Consider the following 24,631-nt stretch of genomic DNA (forward strand, 5'->3'; position numbering starts at 1 on the left):
TAAAATATCTTCGCCTATCGGCGTAATAGTCGGTTTGCTCAATTGAAAAGCTTTATCAGGGTGATCCACACCAGGACCCAACACCGGTGTTTTTCCACTGCCACCAATTAGCTTGGGAGCGATGTAGGCTTGTACCTTGTTGACGACTCCACTTCGCAGCGCAGACCAGTTCAAGGTGCCGCCGCCCTCCAGCAGGATGCTGTCGATTTTTCTATCTCCCAACTTTGTCATAAGACAGTTCAAATCAATGTGGCCATCTTTTTTGGGGATTACCGTAATATCGCAGCCCGCCTCCAGATACGGCTGATGTTTTTCACAATCTTCCACCGCCGTGGCGATGAGAGTATCGGCTACAGCGGTAGAAGTCACAAGCTTTGAATTCAATGGTGTATTCAAATTCGTATCACAAACAATGCGGAGTGGATTTCTACCATTTTCTAGCCGACAGGTCAGCATCGGATCATCCGCAAAGACAGTGCCAACACCCACCATAATGGCAGAGTAACGGTGTCTGTCCTCATGAACACGCCGACGTGCCATTTCACCGGTAATCCATTGGGATTTGCCGGTATGTGTTGAAATTTTCCCGTCCAGGGTCATGGCATACTTCATGATTACGTAAGGTATTCCGCTTCGAATATAGTGGAAAAAGCTTCGGTTGAGCGCATCGCATTCGTCTTTCAAGATGTTTTCTGTTACTTCGATTCCGTAAGAACGCAAAGTTTGAATACCTTTCCCGGCAACCAACGAGTTTGGGTCAGAAGAACCTATAACTACACGGCGGATACCGCTCTCCACAATTGCATCGGTGCAAGGCGGAGTTTTTCCATAATGGCAGCATGGTTCCAGTGTCACATAAATGGTTGCGTATTCCGGAGATACTTCGCAGCTTGCTATGGCATTCCGTTCAGCATGAAACATTCCATATTTTGAGTGATAACCCTGTCCGATAATCCTATCGTCTTTTACAATAACCGCACCCACCATTGGATTCGGATTTACCCATCCGCAGCCCTTCTTTGCAAGCTGTAAGGCAAGTTTCATATATTCTGTATCAGTCATATAGCACCTCCGAAAGAAAAAATGCCCTGAACAAAATCGTTCAGGGCATTATAGACATCATAGGTGTGGATTGATTCTATTATAAATAAAAAACTCTGGAACAAAAAATTATTCCAGAGCAAATTTGCATACACAGAAACACTGTGGCTATTCATCTTCTTTCATCCAGACTATACTGTCGGCTTCGGAATTTCACCGAACCATGCCTTGCGGCTCGTGGGCTTTACCACCGGTAGGGAATCAAACCCTGCCCTGAAGATATTATTCAATTAGTTTTGATTATACTACTTATTTTGTTTTTGTCAACCAGAAGCTATTCTGTTATTTTAGATGCTATTTTATAGATGACATTCGATGTTTTTGAAGATAACACCCAAAAAATGCAAATTGTATAGTTGGGGCTATGTTTTTCACTCATCGAAAGACATAGCTTTCTTGTTGTCTGAAGCATGAACTATATTTACAAGATTGGAGGAAAGCATAATGGCAAATGAAATGATGCATACCTTTTTCCCTCTGAAGATTATCACCTATCACCGTAGGAAATCACCCTGGCAGAGGCCGTGGCATATGAGGACCCCATCCTTGCCGCCATCGTTAAAAAGAACCGACACTTTGAGAATGATCGTGGCTTTGCAGAATATCTTAATGAAGATCCCCTGAAAGAAAAGGTACATAACCTGTATTTCAATGGTAAGCCAGGATGGAGAGGAGCTGTATAGCAGTATATCACCGGAAGATGAAAAAGTTAATGATGTATTTCAACCGTTTTTCATGCTGGATAGTGCTAGAGATAGAAAAAAGAATAGCTGAGGCGCATGGAGGCACTATCTATATTGACAGCAAATTGGGAGAAGGCACTACAGTTTATACTTCAATACCAAACATTATTAACAGTTATGGGTGCTATTGTTGTCCTCTCCTGTTTCTCTCTGTCAGCTTTTGCACAATCTGCAATTGAAGCCTTCAAAGCCAAGAGCATTAAAATCCCTAGCAATCAATAACTACCCGTTTTACGGGTAGTTATTGATTTATGGTGCTGCTATGTGATAAACATAAATTAGAAAAAATATTTTTATAACTTTATGGAGGTAAATGTAAAAGTTTATTGAATATTATGTTGATGAATCAAGAAATAATCGGTATGCTTAATCTTGATATAGATGCTAAGAAGATGAAGTTTTAAAAGGATGGGGATAAATGGAGGATTTTGAGATATGTCAAACGAACTTATAAATCACATTGACATGCTTCATACAACAAAGTTAGGAGCAGAGCGCATCAAGCGAAACCTCGGACTTACAGCTGATGATGTGGTCCATTGGTGCAAACAGAAAGTATTGCAGGCGGACGAAATCATCAGAAAGGGCAAGAATTGGTATGTGTATGCTGGCGAAGCGGTCATTACCGTGAACGCATACAGCTGCACAATCATTACGGCACATAGATCAGAAGAGAATCCGTCCTTCAGTGTCAAGATACCAGCGAACACCGATAAAACGATGGAGATAAAAAGTGTTCGGGAAACTTATGCCCGTGAAGAATTGCAGGAGGCCCTTCGCTCTATTCAATCGACCATTGGCAAGTGTGAAAAGGTGCTTCTGAAATTACGCGAAGGAACCTCGCAGCACACGCTGACAACAAGGCGGGTGAAAGCCCTGCAGATAGCGATAACATTGATAACAAGAGAATTGGAGGATGTTTATGGCAAAGAAAATCCGTAAAATGCTCGGTGATGTAAACGCACCGGAAGTGGCCGCTCTGATGCGGCTGATTGATACACAGAGCAAGGCTACCATCTGCAAGTGGTGTATGGACTACGCCGAAGCTCACATCCTGCCGATATTTGAGAGGCGTCGTCCCGGTGATGGCCGACCGAGAAATGCGCTGAATGCCGCCCGTGACTACCTTGACGGCAAAGTGAAGTTTCCTGTGGTCAAGAACATCATACTAAACGAGTGCCATGCCGCCGCTCGTGAGCTTGACTCTGATCCGGCGGCGCAAGCGGCGGCACGCGCTTGCGGGCAGAGCTCGGCGGTGGTTCATACGCTGTCCCATTCACTCGGACTTTACTTCTACGGTGCGGCGGCTGTTGCCTATGACCGTGTCGGGACAGACGAAACTGCCGAGGTGTATGACCGAATCGCCAAGGAAGTTTGTGCGGATATAACGGCGGCGCTTCGCACTATCGCTGTAGAAAATGAACCGAATCCGGCAAAGATAAAATGGAGGCGTTGAGTATGGGAATGAGGTACAACGAAAAATGCTATGAATACGATGCCATCATACAATCTGCCGACAAGGGCGGCGCTTATGTGTCGTTTCCATATGATGTCCGCACCGAGTTCAGCAAGGGCCGGGTAAAAGTTCACGCAACATTTGACGGCGAGCCGTATGATGGAAGTATCGTCAATATGGGCGTAAAGAATGCGGATGGCTCTGTGTGCTATATCATAGGTATTCGCAAGGATATTCGCACAAAAATCGGCAAGCAGCCGGGTGACAGCGTACACGTTACCATAGTGCCAAGCAGTGCAGATAAATTGGAAGCCATCACCCTCCCGGCAACTTCAAAATGATATTGCAGGATTTCTTGCTGTCAATATCTTGTTAATTTAACTCGTTGTGCTAGGTTTTAATTTACCAAAAATTTCGAATGAAAAACTCCAACATATTATGTTAACCTATCAAAAAACACCAATCCATTGATAGGGGGTCACATATATGCTGGAGTCTGATAGAAACTATTCTATCAAAAAAATTGGAGATTTAAAAGACTTTGTAACTGTCGCCTATGTCATAATTGACGATATTTACCAAAGTGTTACTCCAACACATATTAAAAAACGTTGTAATTTCAATAATTCTAAGATGAGTGATAGTGAAATAATTACCTTAAGCATTGTTGCTGAGTTACTAACTATTGATTCTGAAAATGCCTGGTTTGGTTTCTGTCAGAAGAATATGCGAGATTTGTTTCCAAGGCTCTGCAGTAGATCTAGGTTCAATCGAACCCGAAGAAATCTTCATGCAGTCATAGAAGAAATTCGAAAAGAGATTTCTTCACTTACAGAACATGTTTACCAGCCATATAGAATTATCGACAGTATACCTATTCCAGTATGCAAGTTTGGAAGAGCTCATTTTCATAAGACATTTAAAGGGTTTGGCGCTGCTTATGGTAAATGTGCTTCCAAGAAGGAAACATACTTGGGGTATAAGCTGCACATGCTTGCAACTATAGATGGTTTCATAACTGATGCCGTAATCACTCCAGCAAACATAGATGACAGAGCAGCAGCTTGGGATTTAACCAGTGTCTATAGTCGAATTACTATGTTTGGTGACAAAGGCTATATGGGTGATGATTTTGCAGAAGCTTTAAAGGCTGAAAGAGGCATTGACATCTTACCCTTAAAAAGAAACAACAGCAAAATTCAATTCCCCAAAGTATTAAGGCAAACCATCTTTAGACTAAGGAGAAGGATTGAAACATCAGCATCCCAGCTTGCTTGCCAACTTAACATTGAAAGAGTGCTTGCAAAGTCATACTGGGGGTTGCAGGCAAGGATTAAAACCAAGTTGTTGGCGTATAATCTTTGTTATTACATCAATAAGCTTATGGGTCGTGAGGTATATTCAAGAATCAAAGAGTTAGTATTTGGATAATTAATCCACTTCAAAGTATCTTAGTTTGGCAGGGATACTATATCCTAATCAATTGGTATAATATTCCTTTAGCTTAAATCAAATTAATTAGCACAAGAGGTTAATTTATTGACAAGATATTGACGATGATATACACTTATATCAACGGTTGGATTGGATATATCCGGCTCATCCGTTTGCTTAAAATAATCTAAACCTGATTGTCGGGATGTTCCGGGCAAAAGGGAGAGGAGGAAATATTGTTATTTCTGCCTTTCGTTTTTGCGGAAGGCTTTTTTAATTGCAAGCATTCAAATGGAGGGATTTTTATGGAAACAAGAATCGGCGTAGTGGGCATAGTTGTTGAGGATCTTGAAAACAGCTCTATGGTTAATGCCGTGCTTCACGATTTTGCAGAAATAATCGTGGGCAGAATGGGCATACCTTACAGAGGAAAGGGCATATCCGTGATTTCTCTCATTGTGGACGGAACCACCGACCAGATAAGTGCTATGACAGGCAAGCTGGGAAAAATAGCTGGCGTAACTGTTAAGTCGGCTATGACAAAAAAGTAACATATTAGGCATGTTCTATAAAAAGAATAAAAGTTTAAGAAAATGCTTGTCATGTTCGAAAATAGCAAGAGATATTTGAGATTCAAGGAGGATCATTATGCAGGATACACCAAAAGCAAACCGCCTTCATATAGCAGTCTTCGGCAGGAGAAATGCCGGAAAATCAAGCCTTATAAATGCCATAACAGGTCAAAGCCTTGCATTGGTATCTCCTGTGGCGGGAACAACCACAGATCCGGTATATAAGGCTATGGAGCTTCTTCCCCTGGGCCCGGTCATGCTCATAGATACTGCGGGCCTTGATGACGAGGGAGAAATAGGCAGGCTGAGAACGGAGAAGTCGATAAAGGTTATGGATTCCGCCGATTTGGCATTGCTAGTATTCGACCCATTGTCCGGCGATGCTTCGATGGAGGAGCTTTGGTTCGGAGATTTAAAGGCTAAAAACATACCTACTATAGGTGTTATAAATAAAATTGATATGCTGGGACAAGGCCATGGCATAGATGCAGAAGCAAGGCTCAAAGAAAGCTTCGATATACCTTTTGTATCTGTAAGCGCAAAGGAAAAATCAAATATAGACGGGCTTCTGGAGGCTATTATACAATATGCGCCTACTGATTTCGAAAGAAGCACCATTGTGGGAGACATAATAGGAGAAAAAGCTCTTGTGCTCCTTGTAGCCCCTCAGGACATACAGGCCCCCAAGGGAAGGCTTATATTGCCCCAGGTCCAGGTCATGAGAGACCTTCTGGACCACAATGCTCAAATCATGACCGTAAAGGATAGCGAATTGAAGAATGCCTTAGAGTCCCTCTCCAGGAAGCCGGATTTGGTCATTACCGACTCCCAGGTATTTAAAAAGGTCAATGAAATAATACCCGAAGATATACCTCTGACATCTTTTTCAATACTGATGTCCCGCTATAAGGGCGATCTTGGTATGCTTGTGGAGGGTGCGAGGGCCATAGATCATCTGGAGCCCGGAGACAAGGTGCTCATATCCGAAGCCTGCACCCATCATGCACTAAAAAATGACATAGCGAGAGAAAAGATACCCGCATGGCTTTCAGCCAGGGCAGGAGGCCCTTTAGAAATAAAGGTCGCATCAGGCGGAGATTTCCCCGACGATCTATCTTCTTATAAGCTCATAGTCCACTGCGGCTCCTGCATGATAAACGGCAGGCAGTTTATGAGCAGGCTATATAAGGCAAAGGCTGCAGGCGTCCCGATAACCAATTTCGGCACAGCCATCGCCCATCTCAACGGGATACTTGAAAGGGTTACAGAAATGCTTCTGTAGCCCTTTTCCTTTGATCCCTTATTGGCTTTGATGCTTCGGGCCTACCTCTTCTCTCAGCTCACCCCATATTGTTGAGAAAAGCCTCATAAAGTCTTGAGTTTTTCGTATCTCCATCATATTCCTCGGCCGCGGCAGATCGATATCGTATATCTTTTTTACTGTCCCCGGATGAGCAGTCATGAGCATGATATGATCAGACAGGAACAGCGCCTCATCGATGCTGTGGGTGATGAATACCACGGTCTTTCGGTTTTCTTCCCATATCTGGATGAGCTCCTGCTGCAATATCAGGCGGTTCTGCTCATCCAGCGAAGCAAAGGGCTCATCCATCAAAAGCATCTCAGGATCATTGGCAAAAGCTCGAGCTATGCTGACCCTCTGCCTCATGCCGCCTGAAAGCTGGTGAGGGTAGCTGTAGGCAAACTTCTCCAGGCCTGTTTTTATTATATATTCATCTACTATCCTCTTTATGGCGTCTTTTTCTACCTTTCTGTTCTTCAATCCGTAGGCAATATTATCCCAAACCGTCATCCACGGAAAAATAGCATGCTCCTGAAATACCATGGCATTCAGCGGTTTGCTCTGATCATTATGGATTATTTCCAGACTGCCTTTTGTAGCAGTTTCTAATCCCGCCAGGACCCTCAACAGCGTGGTTTTGCCGCATCCGCTGGGCCCAGCGAAGCACCAGAACTCTCCTTCATTGATCTGGAGGCTTATATCATGGAAGGCTGTTATTTCTTTTTTTCTGATGAAAAATGTCTTGCCCAATCCTTCTATCTCTATTTTTCTCTGCTTATTTCCTGCTATTTCATTCATATAACATCTTCCCTTCAATCCCGCTTCCACGGAATAATCCAGTGCTCTACTTCATCCAAGGCTATGGTAAATACATATCCGAGAAAGGACATAACAATAAAGGAAACATACATCTCAGGGATGTTGAATATGGCATAGGATTCCCATATGCGGTAGCCGATGCCTCCTACAGCTCCGTTCATCTCCGCTGCCACAATCAATAGCAAAGCCATGCCCATGCCTAATTTTATCCCTGCAAATATCATAGGCAGGGCCCCCGGCAGAGCTACGGTCAGGTAATAGTTTCTCCGATCTGCCCCATAATTTTTGGCCACATCCCAGTAAATCCTGTCCAGATTGACTACCCCGGCTACTGTATTTATGAGTACAAGGAAAAAAGTACCCAGAGCTATGATCACCATCTTTTCCAATTCTGTCAATCCAAAGATGATCATAATTAGAGGCATCAAGGCTAATTTCGGTATGGGATACAAGGCGGCAACAATCGGGTCCAAAAGCGCCTTGACAATGGGAAACAAGCCCATTGTCAAACCGATGATCAGCCCCGGGACAGCACCCAGTAAAAAGCCTCCGAATATCCTCACCAGGCTGAGCTTCAAATCGGAAAACAAAACGCCGTCGCTGCTCATCTCCCATAATGCTCCCATCACCCTTGTAGGTGCGGGGAAAAACCTGCTGTCCAGCATTTGAAGCCTTACTGCCATTTCCCAGACTATGATGAGCATTATAGGGGAAATAAAAGAGAGCATGCGTCTTCCCTTATTTCCATCCAGCTTGAATTTTTGATCTGCTCTCTTTTCATGAGTCATAATTCATCCCTCACTATGGCTTTTTATATTCTCCTAATATTTTTAGAGCATATTCAACATAGCTGTCGTCAATGATCTTATCCACATCCGCTCTTGTTTTCACTAATCCCTGCTTCATATACCACTCCTGATCCGCGATTACCCCATCTTTCAGAACATGTCCGTCAGGATCCAATCCCGGAGGCTTCATCTGCAAAAATGTATCCGCCTTATCTACAAAAGTGGTTTTGGTCAGGATGTCGACAATCCTATCCCGATCCTTATTTCCCCATACCAGAGCGTCATTATATGCCCTGACTCCCTGCAAATACCCTAACATGAATCTCTTGCCCAGCTCCGGCTTTTTAATAAAATTCGGACTGTACATGACTACGGATATTTCTTCTTCCTGGGCATATTCGTCCGGGTCCTTCCACCATTCCAATATCCCTTCCGATACGCCTTTTGTGATCAAAGGCTCTATTTGCATGGTTGCATCCGCATTGCCGTTAGCGACGGCTGTCAGCATATCAGGGAAAGAATCCACAATGATGAATTGTATGTCCTTTGAGGTCAGGCCGCCTTTTTCCAGAGCTTTTTCAACGAACAATTGATTGATGGAGCCTATGGAAGCTATTGCAATGCGCATCCCCTTCATATCCTTGTAGTCCTTGTATTTTTCCCCGAGGCCTTTTCTCAGAGCGATTTGAAAATAGCCGCGGCCCGGAATATTGTGCCCCCCATCTGCTACCAGCTTAAAATCAATGCCCTCATTGGACGCATTAAACAAAGCCGCATTGATAATGCCGCGGCTCACGTCCACCTGGTTCGATACGATGGCAGACAGCTCATCAGCGCCTGAGTTGAACTGTACATATTCGATCTTGATCCCCTGCTTTTCAAAATAGCCCAGCTTATCTCCCAGGATAATGCCTGCCTCAGAGGGTGCATTATCAAAGGCTACCTTTACAATCTCCAATCCGTTTTCCAGCTTTGAGGCCGGACTGCCGCAGCCTGACAACAGCAGCGACACGATCATTGCTGCGATCAAAAATAGTGTGGTCTTGCCGTGTTTACCCATTACCATCACCCCTGATTTATTATTTTGCTTCCATAGCTTTGCTGCTCTATGCAAAGCTAAAGCTTACAAAATAAAAGATTATTACAATATATTCCCCATGCTCTTTGCAGGTGCATAATCATGCCATGCAAGAAATAGCTGAATATCCGGCGCTTTGCTGCAATAACCGACTACCCTTCGTGTCTGGCACTTATCAGCCATTGACATTTTCACGTGAATTGACTTAAACTAAAAGCACACGTTGTGCTAGCTGATAACGATTGCAGGGCTACGAAGCTAAGACTTTGTAAGCTTCTTCACAATGCACTCTTATATCAGCCATTACAACAGATACTAAACAGACTCTAGGAGGAAGATTTGAAAATGAGGAACGTAAAATCTAAAAAATTCACACTAATTGCAGCAGCTATTATATTAGTCCTCTCTTTTACCATAGTTCTTGCAGCACAAGGCAAGGACATAACCTGGTTTTCCATATTTGAGGGCAATAGCTATAAGCTGCAGCTGGAGAACGGCATTAAAAAGCTTGAAAAAACAGACACAGCCATACTTCTTGGCACAGAAGATCTTAAGGCTCTGCTGGCTGAAAAAAACAAAGCGGCTGAAGTATATATGGACTTGAATACCGATAAGTATAATGTTGATGAAAAAGGAAGGATCATGCTCCCCATAAGCGAAGAAAAAAGCTATGATCTTGGGAAGGTCTTCTTTATGGGCAGCAATGGTTGGACAGCCCGTAATATTGATATTGCAATAGATGACAGCAAATATTTATCGGCAACGAATGCCAAAAGCTATCAGTCCGTTTTGAAGGACCAGGCTCCGGATTATCATTCAAGGCTGGTAAATCAGGACAACACTTTGCCTGACGGCTATAACAACGAGAATCTTGTCACAATAAAAGGCGTACAAGCCATCATAAGCAACAAAGGGATGAGGCTTGACAAAGTTACTCTGGAAGCGTTGAAAATAATGCTGGATAAAGCAGCAGCAGACGGAGTAAAGGGATTTGTTTTAAACAGCACCTATAGATCCTATTCAGAGCAGAAAAATTTATTTGACTATAGATTTAATGAAAGAAAAGCCAGCGGTGCTGCCAACCCCTATGAAGAAGCTTCAAAAGTGGTGGCCTATCCCGGAACCAGCGAGCATCAAACCGGCATGGCCCTGGACATACTCAGCGTCGAATATCCCAAAGGCAGTGTTTTTTCACAATCAAAGGAGTATGCATGGTTAAAGGAGAACTGCTGGGATTACGGCTTTATTCCGAGATATCCCGAGGAGAAGACGGAGAAGACAAAGATAAGCTTTGAGCCGTGGCACTATAGATATATCGGAAAGCCGCTGTCTCTATACGCAAAGCAAACGGGCCTTTGCCTTGAGGAGCTTGTGGAAAGCTTCCAGAAAAATAAGCTTACAAGCTTTAAGGCTTCTGATGGAGATGTTTATTTGTTTATGCTGATAAAAAAAGGTCAGGATTTTATGCTGGAAGATGGATTGACTATGGATTATACACTAACGGAATTGACGGAAGAGGATAACCTGATAGTGATCAAGAAATAAGGAAAGGAGATGTATGATGATGAATGCTGCCGGACCCAATCTTATGGACAGAATCAAAGAAACAAAGGAAGTTTTTTGGCTCAATCCTAAGTACGAAAGCAAATCTATTTCTGAAGCCGGCGGCCTCACAATGACGGATATGCTGGACGCAGAGGCCAGGCTTAAGCGTTTTGCACCTTATATTGCATCGATTTTTCCTGAAACCGCAGAAAATTCAGGCATAATAGAATCTCCTCTATCGGAAATACCCTACATGAAAGATGCATTGGAGAGCTGTGACAGGCCTATTTTGGGCAGATTGCTGCTAAAGTGCGATAGTCATCTTCCCATATCCGGTTCTATAAAGGCCAGAGGCGGGATATATGAAGTCCTCAAGCACGCTGAGAAACTGGCCTTAGAAGAAGGCGCGCTTTCACCGAAGAACGATTATTCCATACTGCATGAAAAACGCTTCAAAGAGCTTTTCTCCAGGCATAAAATTGCCGTGGGCTCTACAGGCAATCTGGGCCTGAGCATAGGGATAATGAGCGCCGCCCTCGGCTTCAAGGTTTTTGTCCACATGTCCTCCGATGCCAGGCAGTGGAAGAAGGACCTGTTAAGGCACAAAGGCGTGACTATTGTGGAGTATGCTTCGGACTACAGCAAGGCTGTTGAAGAAGGGCGGAAGCAATCCGACTCAGACCCCTCCAGCTATTTCATTGATGACGAAAATTCAAAGGACTTGTTTCTGGGCTACTCTGTAGCGGCATTAAGACTGCAAAATCAGATGAAGGATTTAGGAATAGAGATAGATGAAAATCACCCTTTATTCGTTTATATCCCTTGCGGAGTAGGCGGCGGCCCCGGCGGTGTCGCTTTTGGGCTCAAGGTGATCTTTGGCCCCCATGTTCATTGTTTTTTCGCGGAACCTACCCATTCACCCTGCATGCTCGTGGGGATGATGACAGGGCTTCACAATCAAATATCCGTCCAGGATTTGGGGATAGACAATATTACCGAGGCGGACGGCCTCGCTGTAGGAAGGCCATCAGGCTTTGTAGGGAAAACCATGGAAAGCCTCCTGAGCGGCATATATACCGTGGAGGATAGAGAGCTGTACAAGCTGCTGGCTACATTGGCGGACACAGAAAATATATATATTGAGCCTTCTGCCGCCGCAGGTTTTCCTGGACCATCATGGCTCTTAAACAGCCCCTACGGCCAGGAGTATATCAAATCCTCAGGATTGTCGGATAAGATGAATAACTCTGCTCATATAGTGTGGGCAACGGGAGGAAGCATGGTACCGGACACAATAAAGATGAGCTACTATCACAAAGGAAAAGCATATAAAAGAGCGGAGTCCAAATAACTCCGCTCACAATTTTCCCTAATCTATCACACTGTCAATATTGATCTTATCCTCTCTTGAAAGATCGATATAGCTTGAGTCTACGCAAAGTACAGGCTTTGTTATATTATGGGGAGGAACATATACGACCCTTCCTTCTTTGCCGTTATCAAGCTTCACATTGATACCTGTAAAGTTGGCTGCCAGGCTGTTAAGGAAGACATATAGTATGTTTAGATCAAAGATACTGATGCCTATGGATAAGAACATTTTGAAGGCTTCAAATGGTGTTGTCCTTTTTTTATATGGCCGGTCTGAAGTCATAGCATCATAGACATCCGCTATTGCTACAATTTTTGTGTATAATCCTATATAGTCACTGGGAATGCTGAGAGGGTATCCCGAACCGTCCACCCTTTCATGATGGAGCAAAACGGCTTTCTTGACTTCCACATCGATTTCCTTTGCTTGCAGCAGTATGTCATATCCGTATACCGTATGCTTTTTTATCAGTTCAAACTCTTCAACAGTCAGCTTGCCTTTTTTGTTCAATACATCAGCAGGTATCATGGTTTTTCCTATGTCATGCAGCAACCCGGCTTGAATAAGCTTTATCGTGTCATCATAGCCCAAGCCCAGCCATTTTCCCATGAGCATACAATAAAATCCTACATTGATGCAATGATTATATGTATACTCATCCGCTTGCCGTATATCCCTCAAGCATGCAACTATCTCATCGCATTTATCGATGTTTTTATATATCAGCCCCTGGATCTCAATGATTTTATTATAATCAAGGGCTTTGCCCGCGGAAAGATCCGTCAGGACTTCCTTTATCTTGAGGAGGGCTTGCCGGTAGTCTTTTTCAAATTCCTCGCAGGATTTTTCCGTATCTTCATTTTCCTCTTCATTTTGAGAGTAAACATCCACCATAACAATTTCCATCTCAATAAGCTTTTCTATAATATAATCATTTATCACAGTATCCTTGGTAACTAAGGCAACTCCGTGCTCATTCAATATATCTTCAGACAAGACAGCTCCTTCTGAGCATTCACAAATATGCACTTTCATTGTAAACCCAAACCTTTCTTAATTATTTTGACAGATACGTATATCAACAACATTCTAAAGTTCAGATGCAATTGATCTGAACTTTAGAATACTCTATGTAAGAAGCTTTGCGTCACTTGTAAATAAAGAAGTGATTTTCATTTTTTAGCTCAAGTTACAAATATATTATATCTGGTAAATAATTCCTTGTCAATATTTGTGCCATATATCATATTCTTCAAAGTTTCTGCCGCAGCCTGAAATGTACAAGACTGCCCGGCTAATTTTAATGCCTTCAGATGCCCATTAAAAAAGCGGAGTTCAACTCTCCGCTTTGTCATCTCAGCATTCTCACCGCTTCTGCTATCCTGGGTATTACTTGTTTTTTCCTTGATACCACATCTTTCACAAAAACTCCCTGCTCTCCTTCTACCTCGAAGGATAGCGGTATAAGGCCCGAATTGGCGCTTCGGTGCAATAGGTATGAGCCTTCTTTTATTATATCCGTAACCAGCAGCAAGGTCAGATGATAATTATTGCGCGTATGAACCTTGCTGATGAAATCAATGAACTGCTCCTTACGGCTGAATACACTGCCGATATTCAATGTAAATACCTGCCCGATGCCAACTCTCTCGGATTCTATCTGAAACTCCTTAAAGTCTCTGTAAAATATCTCTTCTATGCTGTAGCCCTCCAAGGAGGTTCCCGCTTTGAACATCTCCATGGAATAAGACTCCAGATCCAAATTCACAATATTGTTTAATTCGCGGACAGCTTTTCTATCCCAATCTGTCGCTGTAGGTGATTTCAAAAACAATGTATCGGAAATTATTCCGGAAAGCAATATTCCTGCTATATCATAGGGAATTTCCACCCCTTTTGACTCAAACATGCCGTAGATAATCGTGCAGGTACTGCCTACAGGGGCATTCCTGAAGCTTATAGGCATTGATGTAGATATGTCTCCCAGCTTGTGGTGATCTATTATCTCCAATATTTCTGTTTCATGCAGCCCCTCAGCGCTTTGAGCATATTCATTATGATCCACCAAAATGACCTTCTTCTTTTTGGGATTGATGATATGCTTTTTACCCATAAGACCTAAAAAAAGTCCATTCGCATCAACTATAGGAAAGTTTCTGTAATTTATCTGGAGCATCTCATCCCTTATGTCTTCCAAGTATTCTCCTTCATGGAACTGCACAATATTTTTCGTCTTCATTATTGATTCTATAAAATTGCATTGGGATATGAGCTTTGAAACAGTATAGGTATCCATGGATACCGAAATCATGTTGACCGATTTAGATTTAGCCATATCGATATATTTCCCGGGAATCCCCATATTACCGGTTACAAGGATGAGCTGTACGCCGGCATTGACAGCCTCTTCGATCACTGCATAGCGGTCTCCTACGATTATGATATCATCCTTCCCAAAAATCCTGTTCCCTCTGATCGTATCGCTGTATAGAGCCGCTACCTTGATCCTTCCGCATATTTCATTGCTGCCTTGAGACAAGGCTATGCCATCAAGATCATTGATAATATTATCCGAAGAAGTGTTCAGCATGTAAAAGTCACCCTTGATAAGGCCCATAGCGATATCCTTCATGGTCACAATTCCTGCCAGGTGATTTGATTCGTCAACTATGGGAAGGGTTTTGAGGCTTTTTTCATCCATAATCTTATAAGCCCTGAGTATGGATGTCTTGGGCGATATAGGCGCGGTCCTGTCATAATCCAAATCCATGACTTGTATTTTTACATTATTGATCAATGCCGGCTCAGGGACTTTAAAATATTCCAGTATGAATTTTGATTCATTATTCAGCTCTCCCAATAAACCGGGAATAGTATTGTGGCCTGTCCTATTCTTCAGATAGGATAATGCGACAGCGGATGCCATAGAATCCGTATCCGGATTTTTATGTCCAAAAATAAGTATACTCATCTATAATATATCTCCTACTCCCTGCAATATATATTTAGGCCTGTAGGCAAATTCAAAGGGGGTGACTTCATTGCTGACTCCGCTCAGCACCAATACGGTATCGATTTCCGATTCGATCCCTGAAATTATATCCGTATCCATCCGATCGCCAATTATTACCGTATCCTCGCTTTCACATCCTAATAGCTTGAGCCCCGTTCTCATCATAAGAGGGTTGGGCTTTCCTACGAAGTATGCCGGTTTGCCTGTAGCCATTTCTATGGGGGAAATGAGAGCGCGGGTGGCCGGAATTATACCATCCTCCGCAGGCCCGGTCATATCATAGTTTGTGCCGATAAGCCTGGCGCCATTATTGACCAATCTGACTGCCCTTAAAAGGCTTTCATAGTTATAGCCTCTGGTCTCGCCCACTACCACATAATCCGGATTAACATCGTTTACGGTAATGCCTGCATCGTACAAAGCATTATAAAGGCCTGCATCGCCTATGACAAAAGCACTGCAGCCTGGAGCCTGGGTCTTCAGAAAGTATGCAGTGGCCAGAGCACTCGTATAAAAATGCTCTTCTTCAACAAATATGCCCATCCTCTCCAGCTTTTGCATAAGCTCTCTCGGTGTTTTGGATGGATTATTTGTAAGAAAAAGAAATTCTTTGTTTTCATTTTTCAACCACTCCACGAAATCCTTAGCGCCTGACAAAAGAGAGTTGCCGTGATATATAACGCCATCCATGTCGCATATAAATCCCTTTTTATTTCTTATCAAATCCATTAAATTTCCCCCTAAACAGAATTCTAATCATAATTATAACCTTTTCATGCAAATATGTCATCAAAGATGCCATATGCCCTTACTTTCTTTTTTTATCTTTAGTTTTTAAATATGAGGCTCTTTCTTTCTCAAACATTGCATTGCTGAAGAAAAACTTCATCACATCCCTGAGATTAAAGGGAGCAGCAGGGGCGGTATAGGGTACCCCAAAGCTTGTAGTAGATGCGATCCTGACAGCAATGATATTGATGCCCATCATGAAACCGAACAGGCCAAACACTCCGGTAAAAATCAAAAGCATAAACTTTAAAAGCCGTATAGCATTCATTAGTGTAAAATCCGGAACAGCAAATGATGTCATAGATGACAAGGCTACTATTATCACCATTAATGGGCTCACAAGCCCCGCAGCTACAGCTGCCTGACCGATAACTATAGTGCCTACTATGCTTATAGCAGGACCTATTTGCTTAGGAAGCCTTACGCTTCCTTCCCTTAAGAGTTCTCCCACAATTTCCATAAGCATTGCTTCTAAAAATGCATTTACAGGTACTGCAATACGTGATGAGGCAAGCGCTAATATATACTGAGAAGGAAGCACTTCCGGATGATAGGCTACAACAGCCACATAAAAAGAGGAAAGAGTGAGAGTAATGGCAAGAGCTAAAACTCTGAGAAATTTAACAAATATTGAAAAATATGAATTATTATAATGGTCATCCCCGGAATCAAGGAATTCCATAAATGTCATGGGAGCAACTAAGCCAAGATTGCTGCCATTTACCACTATACATACTCTGCCATCTAAAATATGAGAGCATGCTGAATCTGACCTTTCCAGAGTTCCCATTTCCGGAAACAGTGCAGGATCTCCTGTTATAAGCTTTTGAACAAGTCCTGACTCTAAAACACCATCCACTTGTATATCCGAAAGCCTTTTCTTTAGCTTATTTACGTATTCAGGATTGGCAACGTCCTTAAGATAAATTAGGGCTATGTCTGTTTTTGTTCTCGTCCCTATTGAGAAATACTTTATACATAGAGATGGATCTTTTATCCTATATCTTATGAGGGAGAGATTAGTATCTAAGTTTTCTGTAAAAGCATCCCTTGGGGCTCTGAGTGCTGTCTCTAATTCGGGAGATTCTACACCTCTTTTTTCAACTTTTAAAGTATTCACTTTTAGAAAATTATCGTCACCTGCAACAAGTATTACTGTATTTCCATCCAACACAGAATTGAGAATGTCTTCTTTTTTATTGTCCATAAAAATATCATCAGAATAGATAATAGAATCAGCAATCCTATCTGCATTAAGAGGATCTTCTCCTTTATAACAAAGTATAGGCTTAATAATATTTTTTGAAATGCTGTCTCTGTCAGTTATATGCATAATAAATAGTATATATATATCTGTTCCTGATACAGACAATTTTCTTGCTTTAATATCCCGGCCTGAGGAAGTTATATTATTTATTATTTCCAATATATCCTTTTCATTCATTATTCCGTCCCACCTTTATAATTATCCTTAAAGTTAACATCTATAAGATTATAATTTATTATTTTAGATTTAACTTCAATATTAAAGCGGGCATCAGGATATTTCTCTACCCAATTTATGCTTTTGAATATCTGCGGATTATCTGCTTTGAAGTATCGGGCAAATCCGAAAATATCGCACTCAAATTCTTTTTGAGAACGCTTAATTGACGAAATAACTTCTTCTTTAACCATATTGGCTATGGTATTCTCTAATTCTTTTATTGTTTCCTGAGAAATAGGCTCTTTTACATATTCATATTGAAGCTGACATTTAATGTTCAATTTTATATTTATATAAATTTTCCCATCTTTATAATAAGTGTTTATTTTTCTCTTCTTCAGCGTGGTCTTTATAGATAATAGATTTGTTTCATTTTGGGGATTAGGTATAATTCTTGTAGAAACGGCATTTTTGCCGGCTATATAAAGGAAACCCCTGCTATCTGCTGCATCAATTATTCCAATAAGCTTTGAGCTTTTCATTACTGCAAGGCCTAAGTATCTTATAGTATCTTCTTCTCTTGTTATATAAGGTACCACATATCCTATTTCCTTAAATGATATATTATATCTTATATCTTGGGCTGTAGTATATATAGCAGCTCCATCCTTTTCCAAAGGAAGGAGGGTGTCTTCAATCGCATATCCGACTGATATATCATTTACAACTTTCCCCCCGAATAGCTCTCCGGTATTTTCTTCACTTATGGCAATAAGTACAGAGCTTCTAAAACCCGGTATAAAGCTGAGCCTGTTTATATATGCTTCTATTCCTTTTTTTTCTGCATATTCTCTAGAAAATACAACACTTCTTATTGCACCGAAGAAATCCAAGAAGGGAGTTTTATAGTCAAAATCATCCCTTGCTTCTTCAAAATCCTTGCCTTCTGCTGTATAGTGATATACGTCGGTAACTGATGCAGTAGTACCACCTGTATCGGACTCTGAAATCAGCTTTGCAATTTCACCGTTAAAAGCAATCCTTCCATCCTCTTCATCAACACCTATAGACAATGCTATATTTCTATTGTTTATATCTTCATAATCCCAGCATCCGGACAGTAAAACAGGCAATAAGGTTATCAATAATATTTTTTTCATTTTATTTATCATTTTTCTTCACCTTTGTCATAATAAATAGAATAGTTGGTCCAACAATCAATGTAAAAATTCCTATATAACTTACTAAGGAAAACATTTTTCTTAATTCATCCGGAGTTTTAGGAACTTGGGACAGTATAAATGATACAATTATAGCTGATAAAATAATTATATTAAGAGGCATTTTTTTAATAAGCTTATTTGACAGACTTACATAGCCATAAGACCATATACAAAGAGAGCAGAATATGTTCAATGTCCAAAACATAATATAAATACCATCAGGACGCCTGAATATCTCAAGATAGGGTATATCAATTCCTTTTAATACCTTAAATACTGATGCGTTATAATAAACTACATCCTCTACACCTACAACAGATATAGTGGATTCAACAATAAAAATAATTAAAAGTCCAATAAAAAGTACAGATAAAACGGGGTACTTTATCACACCTTTGTTTGCCTTTTTATTAATGGGAATAAACATAATTATTTCAGGACCTAAAAAAGGAAGCAAGAGCTTAAATGAGGCTCTCGCATATATCATTAGATCTTCAGAACCAAATATTGGCCGTATATTTACCGTTTTTCCCTGGGTAGCCATTAAAATATGAATAAAAATATATCCCATTATAACTATAAGTATGTATATTTCTGTTACTCTTGCGATGGTATTAAGATTTTTAGTAAGTGCATACCCTACCACTAACAAGAAAAACAAGCTTATAGACCATACAGGTGTCTTTTGAAAAAAAAGCGTTGTTATTACTTCTGAATATGCTCTAACCAGCACACTTAAAACAAGCAAAAAATAGATAATATATACAATAGTTATAAGCTTACCCAATGCTTTTCCCATGAGCTTTTGACTATACTCAAACAATGTTTGATTTTCATTATTATATCCAATATATATAATGAAATATGTAAATAGCACTACAATTGCAGTCGTAAAGGTGAGAGGTATCCATGCACCGGTACCTGCTTCAGCTGCTGCATTATTAGGCAGATCTATAACACCATAGCCCACTACAGCGCCGAAAAGCATAAAAGCAATTTGTCTGTTTGTAAGCGACTCTTTCATATATATAACCTCCGACTGGGTGCCCAAAACCAAAACAGTGTTTTAGTACTTTTTTGCTATGCACCGTTTTGCATCAGTTAATTAGTTATTGTGTTGCTTCAATTTTTACATATAATATTAGTATCCCACAAAAAGTAGAAATATTGTACAATACAAAAAGAAAATAAAAGAGAACCCTGGTCAGCTTTCCAGGATTCTCTTTGAACATCTTATGCTCATCACAATCTGAATCTTGATACATTGGTCTGGAGATCTTCGGATAATTTTGCCAGCTCCTGAGCTGCATTAGCCACTTCCTCCATGGACGCAGCTTGCTCTTCAGAAGCTGCGCTTATTTCTTCTCCTGAAGCCGCAGTCTCTTCGGCTACTGATGCAATACCCTGAATTGATTCATTCATGGATTGGCTGTGACCGGCAATCTGCTGTACCGAAGCGCTTAACTCCTGTATTTCGCCGGTCACATTATTTATTTCCCCAAATATCAGATCAAAATATTTCTCTGTATTGTTAACGGCTGTTACCCCTTGCAGTACATGGTCCATAGTTAGATTCATCACATCAACCACTCGTTTGGTTTCACCCTGTATGCTGCCGATAATATCTGCAATCTGTATGGCAGAGGTTGATGATTGCTCAGCCAGCTTTCTTATCTCATCTGCAACCACCGCAAAGCCTCTGCCTTGTTCTCCGGCACGGGCTGCTTCAATAGCCGCATTCAGAGCAAGCAGATTGGTTTGTTCGGAGATCTCTCTTATTACTTCAACTATCTCTCCAATTTTTTCGGACTCACTTCCCAATAATTTGACACTTTCCGCCGATTCTTCTGTCACCTTTCTTATGCTTTGCATTTTTTCAACTGCGTTCTGGACTTCGCCCAAACCGCTATCAGCTTCTTTCGCAACATTTGAACTTACTGCAGATACGGTATTGGCATTTTCTGCAGCCTGCTGTATGCTGGACGCTATCTGATCGACCACTACGCTTGCTGCAGAGGCATCCTCTGCTTGCTTTGACGCCCCGGTAGCTAATTGATTTATGGTAGAAGCCATCTCCTGGGTTGCAGAAGTAGCCTCTTCCGAAGATGCCGAAAGCTCCTGGCTGGAGGAAGCTACCTGCCGAGAGGCGTCCAGCACGTTCTTTATTACTGCCCTTAAGCCTTCCGTCATCCTATTGAATGAATTTGCCAGCTCACCTATTTCATCATTATTCCTTACTTTTACGGCCTGAATTGACAGATCGCCTTCCGCGATCATCCTTGCGGCTCCAGCTATATGCAGTATGGGTCTGGCTATTATATAAGAAATATATGATGCGGTCCCAATGCTGAAAAGTATGCTGACCCCAATAATGATCATAGTTATGGATCTGATCCTGTCGTATGCTGTCTCACCATCTGTGTAAGCCTTAAGGGCTAATTCGTTTTTCAGCTCAACAAGCGCATCAATCTCTGATTCTATCCGTGAGGCAAAGATGCGGTTATTCACTGCCTGGATATTGGCTTCTTCAACATTGCTGTCCCTGGCTAATTCAATGACCTTTTCTTCATTTTGCTTCAACTCGCTCCATAAGCTCGTTATCTCGTAATACCTTTGCTTGGCTTCATCGGATGCCGCTGTTTCATTGAAGCCTTCCAGGTTTTTTTCAAAGTTTTCTATTTCCACCCTCATATTGTCAGCATAACTATTCTTTTCCGACTCTTCCGTTGATAATATCAGATTGTTTCGGTCTCTTGCCAATGAAACCAGGTTGACCTGTGCTTCCTTTATATGCTCAATACCTTTAAGATGCATATCATACAAAACATCCAGCTCATTGTTAACTGATGCAAGATTATAGATGGAAAATGCACCTAGTACTCCAATCAAAATGACTAAAACCCCGAATCCTAAAAATAGTTTTTTTCTTACTGTCAATTTCATTATGATTCTCCTATCTAGCATTATTTTACTCTGTATAATATTTCAATATAGTCTGGACCAGGCTCTTTGCAAGGATACTCTGTTCATCATCATCGATGAGCCACTCGAATTCAGCAGGATTGGGAACGAACCCGCTTTCCAGCAATATGGAAGGAGTCCAGGTACCCCTGAACACATAGAAGCTTTTTTTATGGATGCCCTTGTCATTTCTGTTCAAGCTTTTTATAGTATCATCATGGATCTCCTCAGCAATGGAATAAGCATGTGCATCCCTATAAAACACGGAAAATCCGTTCACCTTTGAAATATCAATATTATCCGCCATGCTATTGGAATGTATTGAAATGAAAAGGTCGGGCTTTGCAGCCTTTGATGCAGCCAGGCGCTCCTCCAGGGATACCGCCTCATCCTCCGTCCTTGTCATTAAAATCTGTGCTCCCAGGCTCTCAAGCTCATACTTGAGCTTCAGGGCAGTTTTAAGATTGATCACTTTCTCAGAATATTCCTTCCCCAAGGGGCCGACTGCACCTAAGCTGTCCCCTCCATGCCCCGGGTCAAGCATTATTCTGATGCCGCTCAGAGGATAAGGTCCGGGTTTCCCCTTTACAGGTCTTTTTATATTAAGAATTATATCCTTTTCAGTTTTCTCTATATAGTAGCCTGCTATATTTTGATCCTTTTCCAGCTTTAATATATACTCTCCATCTCCTTCTTTGACTTTTGTTTCAACACATGACAGCAAAGCTCCCTCCGGCAGCTTTGGCAAGACCCCTTCGGCCAATCCCGCTATCGCAAGCCTCAACTCGCCATTTTCATAGCTTGCCACAGCCAGAGAAGGTGTTGAAATGCCAAGGGTAAGCTTATCCCAGCTCTCCCCGGCGGTATATGTAGCTTTGACTACCTTGGCTCTCATCCGGCTCTGGCCTATATAAGTCCTGACACTTTTCTTATCCACCCACTGTCCCATGGCCAGGCGGACATAATCTCCCGTCATGCCTGTAGCATAATCGGTCATGCCCTTTTGCAGCTCATGGATCCCGCCGTTGTCACGGTCAGGCTCCGGATATGTAAATATTCCGTCTTCAATAACCTCAGCATAATAGGGAGAATTCTTCATCACAACACCTATCTTTGCAGGAGCCTTTACTGAATTTGTCGTCCCTTTATAGCTCATCTTATAAACCGGTGCTCCAAGGTCGATATTTCTCGGATTGCCTGTATATGAAGGAATGGTGTATACATAGGTAAAGCTGGCAGGATAGATGCCTCCGTCTATAGCCTTCGTCGCGGAGGGATTCATTGCATAGCTTTTCCCTCCTATTGCAACCGTAACCTTTGAGCCTATGGGAGCCTCGCAGGACAGGGTAATTTTTTCTCCCGGCATTCTAAGCTCCTGGCTTTGAGGAAAAACAGAAGAAGAAGGTATTTCTGCCTTTTTCATTTTCTCCGGCAGCTTTGAAGCTGCTTCTTTAAAAATAGAAACAGCGGAGCTTGATCCTTCCTGGGAAAAGGCAAAGGTATTGGCTCCTTCTTTAAGCTTGACTAAGATACCAAAAAAACCATGAGAGGATCTGTTCTCTACAGGCTCTCCATTCAACAGCAAGGGTTTTTCCGGATCGGATGAACCGCATATATAATATTGATCATATCTTGTTTTTATATCAGTACCGGGCACGGCAACACTGACAGGAAGTCTTGCCTTAACCTCATCCTTTTTCTCATAATAGGCCTGCAGAAGAGAAAAAAGCGGAGGATTCTTAGCTATGGAACTGTAGTTATAAAATACGCTGCCCTTTATCTCCGGGTTTTGAGAGTTCAGATCAAGCTGCCTTTCTATCTCTCCCACACCATGCCATGGGCTTGCAGGATCACTGTTCAGTACACGGTAAGCAGCTTGTCCTATGTACAAATCAACGCCTGTTCCTTTAGCCACATCTGTCCACCAGGCTGCCAGCTTCTCATAATCTGCGATGGAATAGCCGATATTCCAATACAGCTGGGGAATGATATAGTCTATGGTCTTCTCTTTTACCCATTTTCTTGTATCTGCAAAATGCTCATAATAGGTTTGGGCACCCCTTGTATCGCTTCCCAGAGGGTTGGAGCTCTTGTTCGCCCATATTCCGAAAGGGCTGATGCCGAACCGGACAGCCGGTGAATGCATTTTCAGCGCTTCTGATATTTCCCTTACAAGCAAGTTGACATTTTCTCTGCGCCAGTCATTTATATCCTTAAAGCCTTTTCCGTATTTGGAATAGGCATCCTTGTCATCAAAGCTTTTACCCGGATAAAAATAATCATCCATATGTATGCCGTCCACCTCATAGTTTTGTACAATTTCCAACACACCGTCAGTTATATATTTTCTCGCCGCAGGTATCCCCGGATTGAGATAAAGATTTCCGTCTCCATGCTTTACTACCCAATCAGGATTCCTTACAGCCGGATTGGCAGGATCTAAAGATTTAATATCATGCTTTGGCTCAGATATGGTCTTCTTCGTGATTCTATAGGGATTGATCCATGCGTGAAGCTCTATCCCCCTTTTATGGGCCTCTGCAACCCAAAATTCCAGAGGGTCGAAGCCCCCGCCGGGTGCTAAGCCTTGCCGGCCTGTCAGATACTTGGACCAGGGATAGAACCGGGACTTATAAAGGGCGTCTCCGGAAGGGCGGACCTGCAGGAAAACCGCATCCATTCCCAGCTTCTTCGCATCATCCAGTATTTTTACCGCTTCTTGCTTCAGAACCTCTGCATCTGCTGAAGGCTTAGACGGATAGTCAATATTCAGCACTGTGGCTACCCAAATGCCGCTGAAGCCCTTCTCATCAAGAGGCTCTGCTTTGGCGTATCCGCCATTTAAAGGGATCGCCATTGCTATGACTGCTGCTAAAATGATCAGCTTAAATAGTTTCTTCATTAAATAAACGCTCCTCTCGCTTCGCTGCAATATTTATCCTATAAGCACGATATATGTCATAATTATATCCTTTTTATCCAAATATGTCATGTGTCAATTGCATTAC

The 24,631-nt window shown here is 41.9% G+C and carries 20 protein-coding genes, 1 pseudogene and 1 riboswitch; of the genes and pseudogenes, 8 read left to right on the forward strand and 13 right to left on the reverse strand.

The window, feature by feature from the left end; all coding sequences use genetic code 11:
- Positions 1-1,062: bifunctional diaminohydroxyphosphoribosylaminopyrimidine deaminase/5-amino-6-(5-phosphoribosylamino)uracil reductase RibD (gene ribD / locus LJD61_RS19815; protein WP_255229330.1), on the reverse strand; the 1,062-nt coding region annotated here is incomplete at its 3' end.
- 149 nt (positions 1,063-1,211) lie between these two features.
- Positions 1,212-1,326, reverse strand: a riboswitch (FMN riboswitch).
- Between the two features lie 953 nt (positions 1,327-2,279).
- On the opposite strand from ribD, the pseudogene LJD61_RS20850 reads away from it, so the two are divergent.
- The 6 genes and pseudogenes from LJD61_RS20850 to hydF all read left to right on the forward strand — a co-directional run.
- Positions 2,280-2,510 (forward strand): annotated as a pseudogene (locus LJD61_RS20850) (DUF3781 domain-containing protein); the annotation flags it as partial.
- 256 nt (positions 2,511-2,766) lie between these two features.
- Entirely contained in the window at positions 2,767-3,300 is a 534-nt protein-coding gene (locus LJD61_RS19830) for a putative immunity protein (RefSeq protein WP_255229331.1), read from the forward strand.
- 2 nt (positions 3,301-3,302) lie between these two features.
- Positions 3,303-3,641, forward strand: a complete 339-nt coding sequence (locus LJD61_RS19835) for a DUF1905 domain-containing protein (RefSeq protein ID WP_333783169.1) — start codon at positions 3,303-3,305, stop codon at positions 3,639-3,641.
- Positions 3,642-3,786: 145 nt separating this feature from the next.
- The gene (locus tag LJD61_RS19840) at positions 3,787-4,731 is read left to right on the forward strand and encodes an IS982 family transposase (RefSeq protein WP_255229332.1); all 945 of its coding nucleotides are present in this window, start codon (positions 3,787-3,789) and stop codon (positions 4,729-4,731) included.
- Between the two features lie 308 nt (positions 4,732-5,039).
- Positions 5,040-5,285 (forward strand): TM1266 family iron-only hydrogenase system putative regulator, encoded by a 246-nt coding sequence (locus tag LJD61_RS19845; RefSeq protein WP_255229333.1) that lies wholly within the window; start codon positions 5,040-5,042, stop codon positions 5,283-5,285.
- 97 nt (positions 5,286-5,382) lie between these two features.
- Positions 5,383-6,588: a [FeFe] hydrogenase H-cluster maturation GTPase HydF gene (gene hydF / locus LJD61_RS19850; protein WP_255229334.1), complete on the forward strand. Its 1,206-nt coding sequence runs from the start codon at positions 5,383-5,385 to the stop codon at positions 6,586-6,588.
- A gap of 18 nt (positions 6,589-6,606) precedes the next feature.
- Here hydF and LJD61_RS19855 read toward each other — a convergent pair whose 3' ends face one another.
- The 3 genes from LJD61_RS19855 to LJD61_RS19865 are packed head-to-tail and all read right to left on the reverse strand — an operon-like array spanning position 6,607 to position 9,276.
- Complete coding sequence (locus tag LJD61_RS19855) at positions 6,607-7,407, reverse strand: ABC transporter ATP-binding protein (RefSeq protein WP_255229335.1); 801 nt, start codon at positions 7,405-7,407, stop codon at positions 6,607-6,609.
- Between the two features lie 14 nt (positions 7,408-7,421).
- Entirely contained in the window at positions 7,422-8,216 is a 795-nt protein-coding gene (locus tag LJD61_RS19860) for an ABC transporter permease (RefSeq protein ID WP_255229336.1), read from the reverse strand.
- A gap of 13 nt (positions 8,217-8,229) precedes the next feature.
- Complete coding sequence (locus LJD61_RS19865; protein ID WP_255229337.1) at positions 8,230-9,276, reverse strand: ABC transporter substrate-binding protein; 1,047 nt, start codon at positions 9,274-9,276, stop codon at positions 8,230-8,232.
- Between the two features lie 363 nt (positions 9,277-9,639).
- Here LJD61_RS19865 and LJD61_RS19870 point away from each other — a divergent pair, with 363 nt between their 5' ends.
- Positions 9,640-10,839 carry a M15 family metallopeptidase gene (locus LJD61_RS19870; RefSeq protein ID WP_255229338.1) on the forward strand — a complete coding sequence of 400 codons (1,200 nt, stop codon included), beginning with the start codon at positions 9,640-9,642 and terminating at the stop codon, positions 10,837-10,839.
- Between the two features lie 16 nt (positions 10,840-10,855).
- Positions 10,856-12,190 (forward strand): D-serine ammonia-lyase, encoded by a 1,335-nt coding sequence (locus LJD61_RS19875; RefSeq protein ID WP_255229339.1) that lies wholly within the window; start codon positions 10,856-10,858, stop codon positions 12,188-12,190.
- Between the two features lie 18 nt (positions 12,191-12,208).
- Here the strand turns inward: LJD61_RS19875 and LJD61_RS19880 are convergent, their stop codons facing one another.
- The 9 genes from LJD61_RS19880 to LJD61_RS19920 form a co-directional block, all read right to left on the reverse strand.
- Positions 12,209-13,207, reverse strand: a complete 999-nt coding sequence (locus LJD61_RS19880) for an HD-GYP domain-containing protein (RefSeq protein ID WP_255229340.1) — start codon at positions 13,205-13,207, stop codon at positions 12,209-12,211.
- A 188-nt stretch (positions 13,208-13,395) separates the two neighbouring features.
- Positions 13,396-13,566 carry a hypothetical protein gene (locus LJD61_RS19885; RefSeq protein ID WP_255229341.1) on the reverse strand — a complete coding sequence of 57 codons (171 nt, stop codon included), beginning with the start codon at positions 13,564-13,566 and terminating at the stop codon, positions 13,396-13,398.
- Entirely contained in the window at positions 13,563-15,182 is a 1,620-nt protein-coding gene (locus LJD61_RS19890) for a putative manganese-dependent inorganic diphosphatase (protein ID WP_255229342.1), read from the reverse strand. Before LJD61_RS19890 ends, LJD61_RS19885 begins: the two co-directional genes overlap by 4 nt.
- Positions 15,183-15,953: an HAD-IIA family hydrolase gene (locus LJD61_RS19895; RefSeq protein WP_255229343.1), complete on the reverse strand. Its 771-nt coding sequence runs from the start codon at positions 15,951-15,953 to the stop codon at positions 15,183-15,185. It lies immediately after the preceding gene.
- Positions 15,954-16,032: 79 nt separating this feature from the next.
- Entirely contained in the window at positions 16,033-17,457 is a 1,425-nt protein-coding gene (locus tag LJD61_RS19900; protein ID WP_255229345.1) for a spore germination protein, read from the reverse strand.
- Entirely contained in the window at positions 17,457-18,611 is a 1,155-nt protein-coding gene (locus tag LJD61_RS19905) for a Ger(x)C family spore germination protein (protein ID WP_255229346.1), read from the reverse strand. The genes LJD61_RS19900 and LJD61_RS19905 overlap by 1 nt, the downstream gene beginning before the upstream one ends.
- Positions 18,601-19,686, reverse strand: a complete 1,086-nt coding sequence (locus LJD61_RS19910; RefSeq protein WP_255229347.1) for a GerAB/ArcD/ProY family transporter — start codon at positions 19,684-19,686, stop codon at positions 18,601-18,603. The genes LJD61_RS19905 and LJD61_RS19910 overlap by 11 nt, the downstream gene beginning before the upstream one ends.
- Positions 19,687-19,904: 218 nt before the next feature.
- Positions 19,905-21,605, reverse strand: a complete 1,701-nt coding sequence (locus tag LJD61_RS19915) for a methyl-accepting chemotaxis protein (protein ID WP_255229348.1) — start codon at positions 21,603-21,605, stop codon at positions 19,905-19,907.
- Positions 21,606-21,630: 25 nt separating this feature from the next.
- Positions 21,631-24,525 carry an N-acetylmuramoyl-L-alanine amidase gene (locus LJD61_RS19920; RefSeq protein ID WP_255229349.1) on the reverse strand — a complete coding sequence of 965 codons (2,895 nt, stop codon included), beginning with the start codon at positions 24,523-24,525 and terminating at the stop codon, positions 21,631-21,633.
- Positions 24,526-24,631: the final 106 nt, after the last annotated feature.

The organism is Lutispora saccharofermentans (assembly GCF_024363565.1).
Lineage (GTDB): Bacteria > Bacillota > Clostridia > Lutisporales > Lutisporaceae > Lutispora > Lutispora saccharofermentans.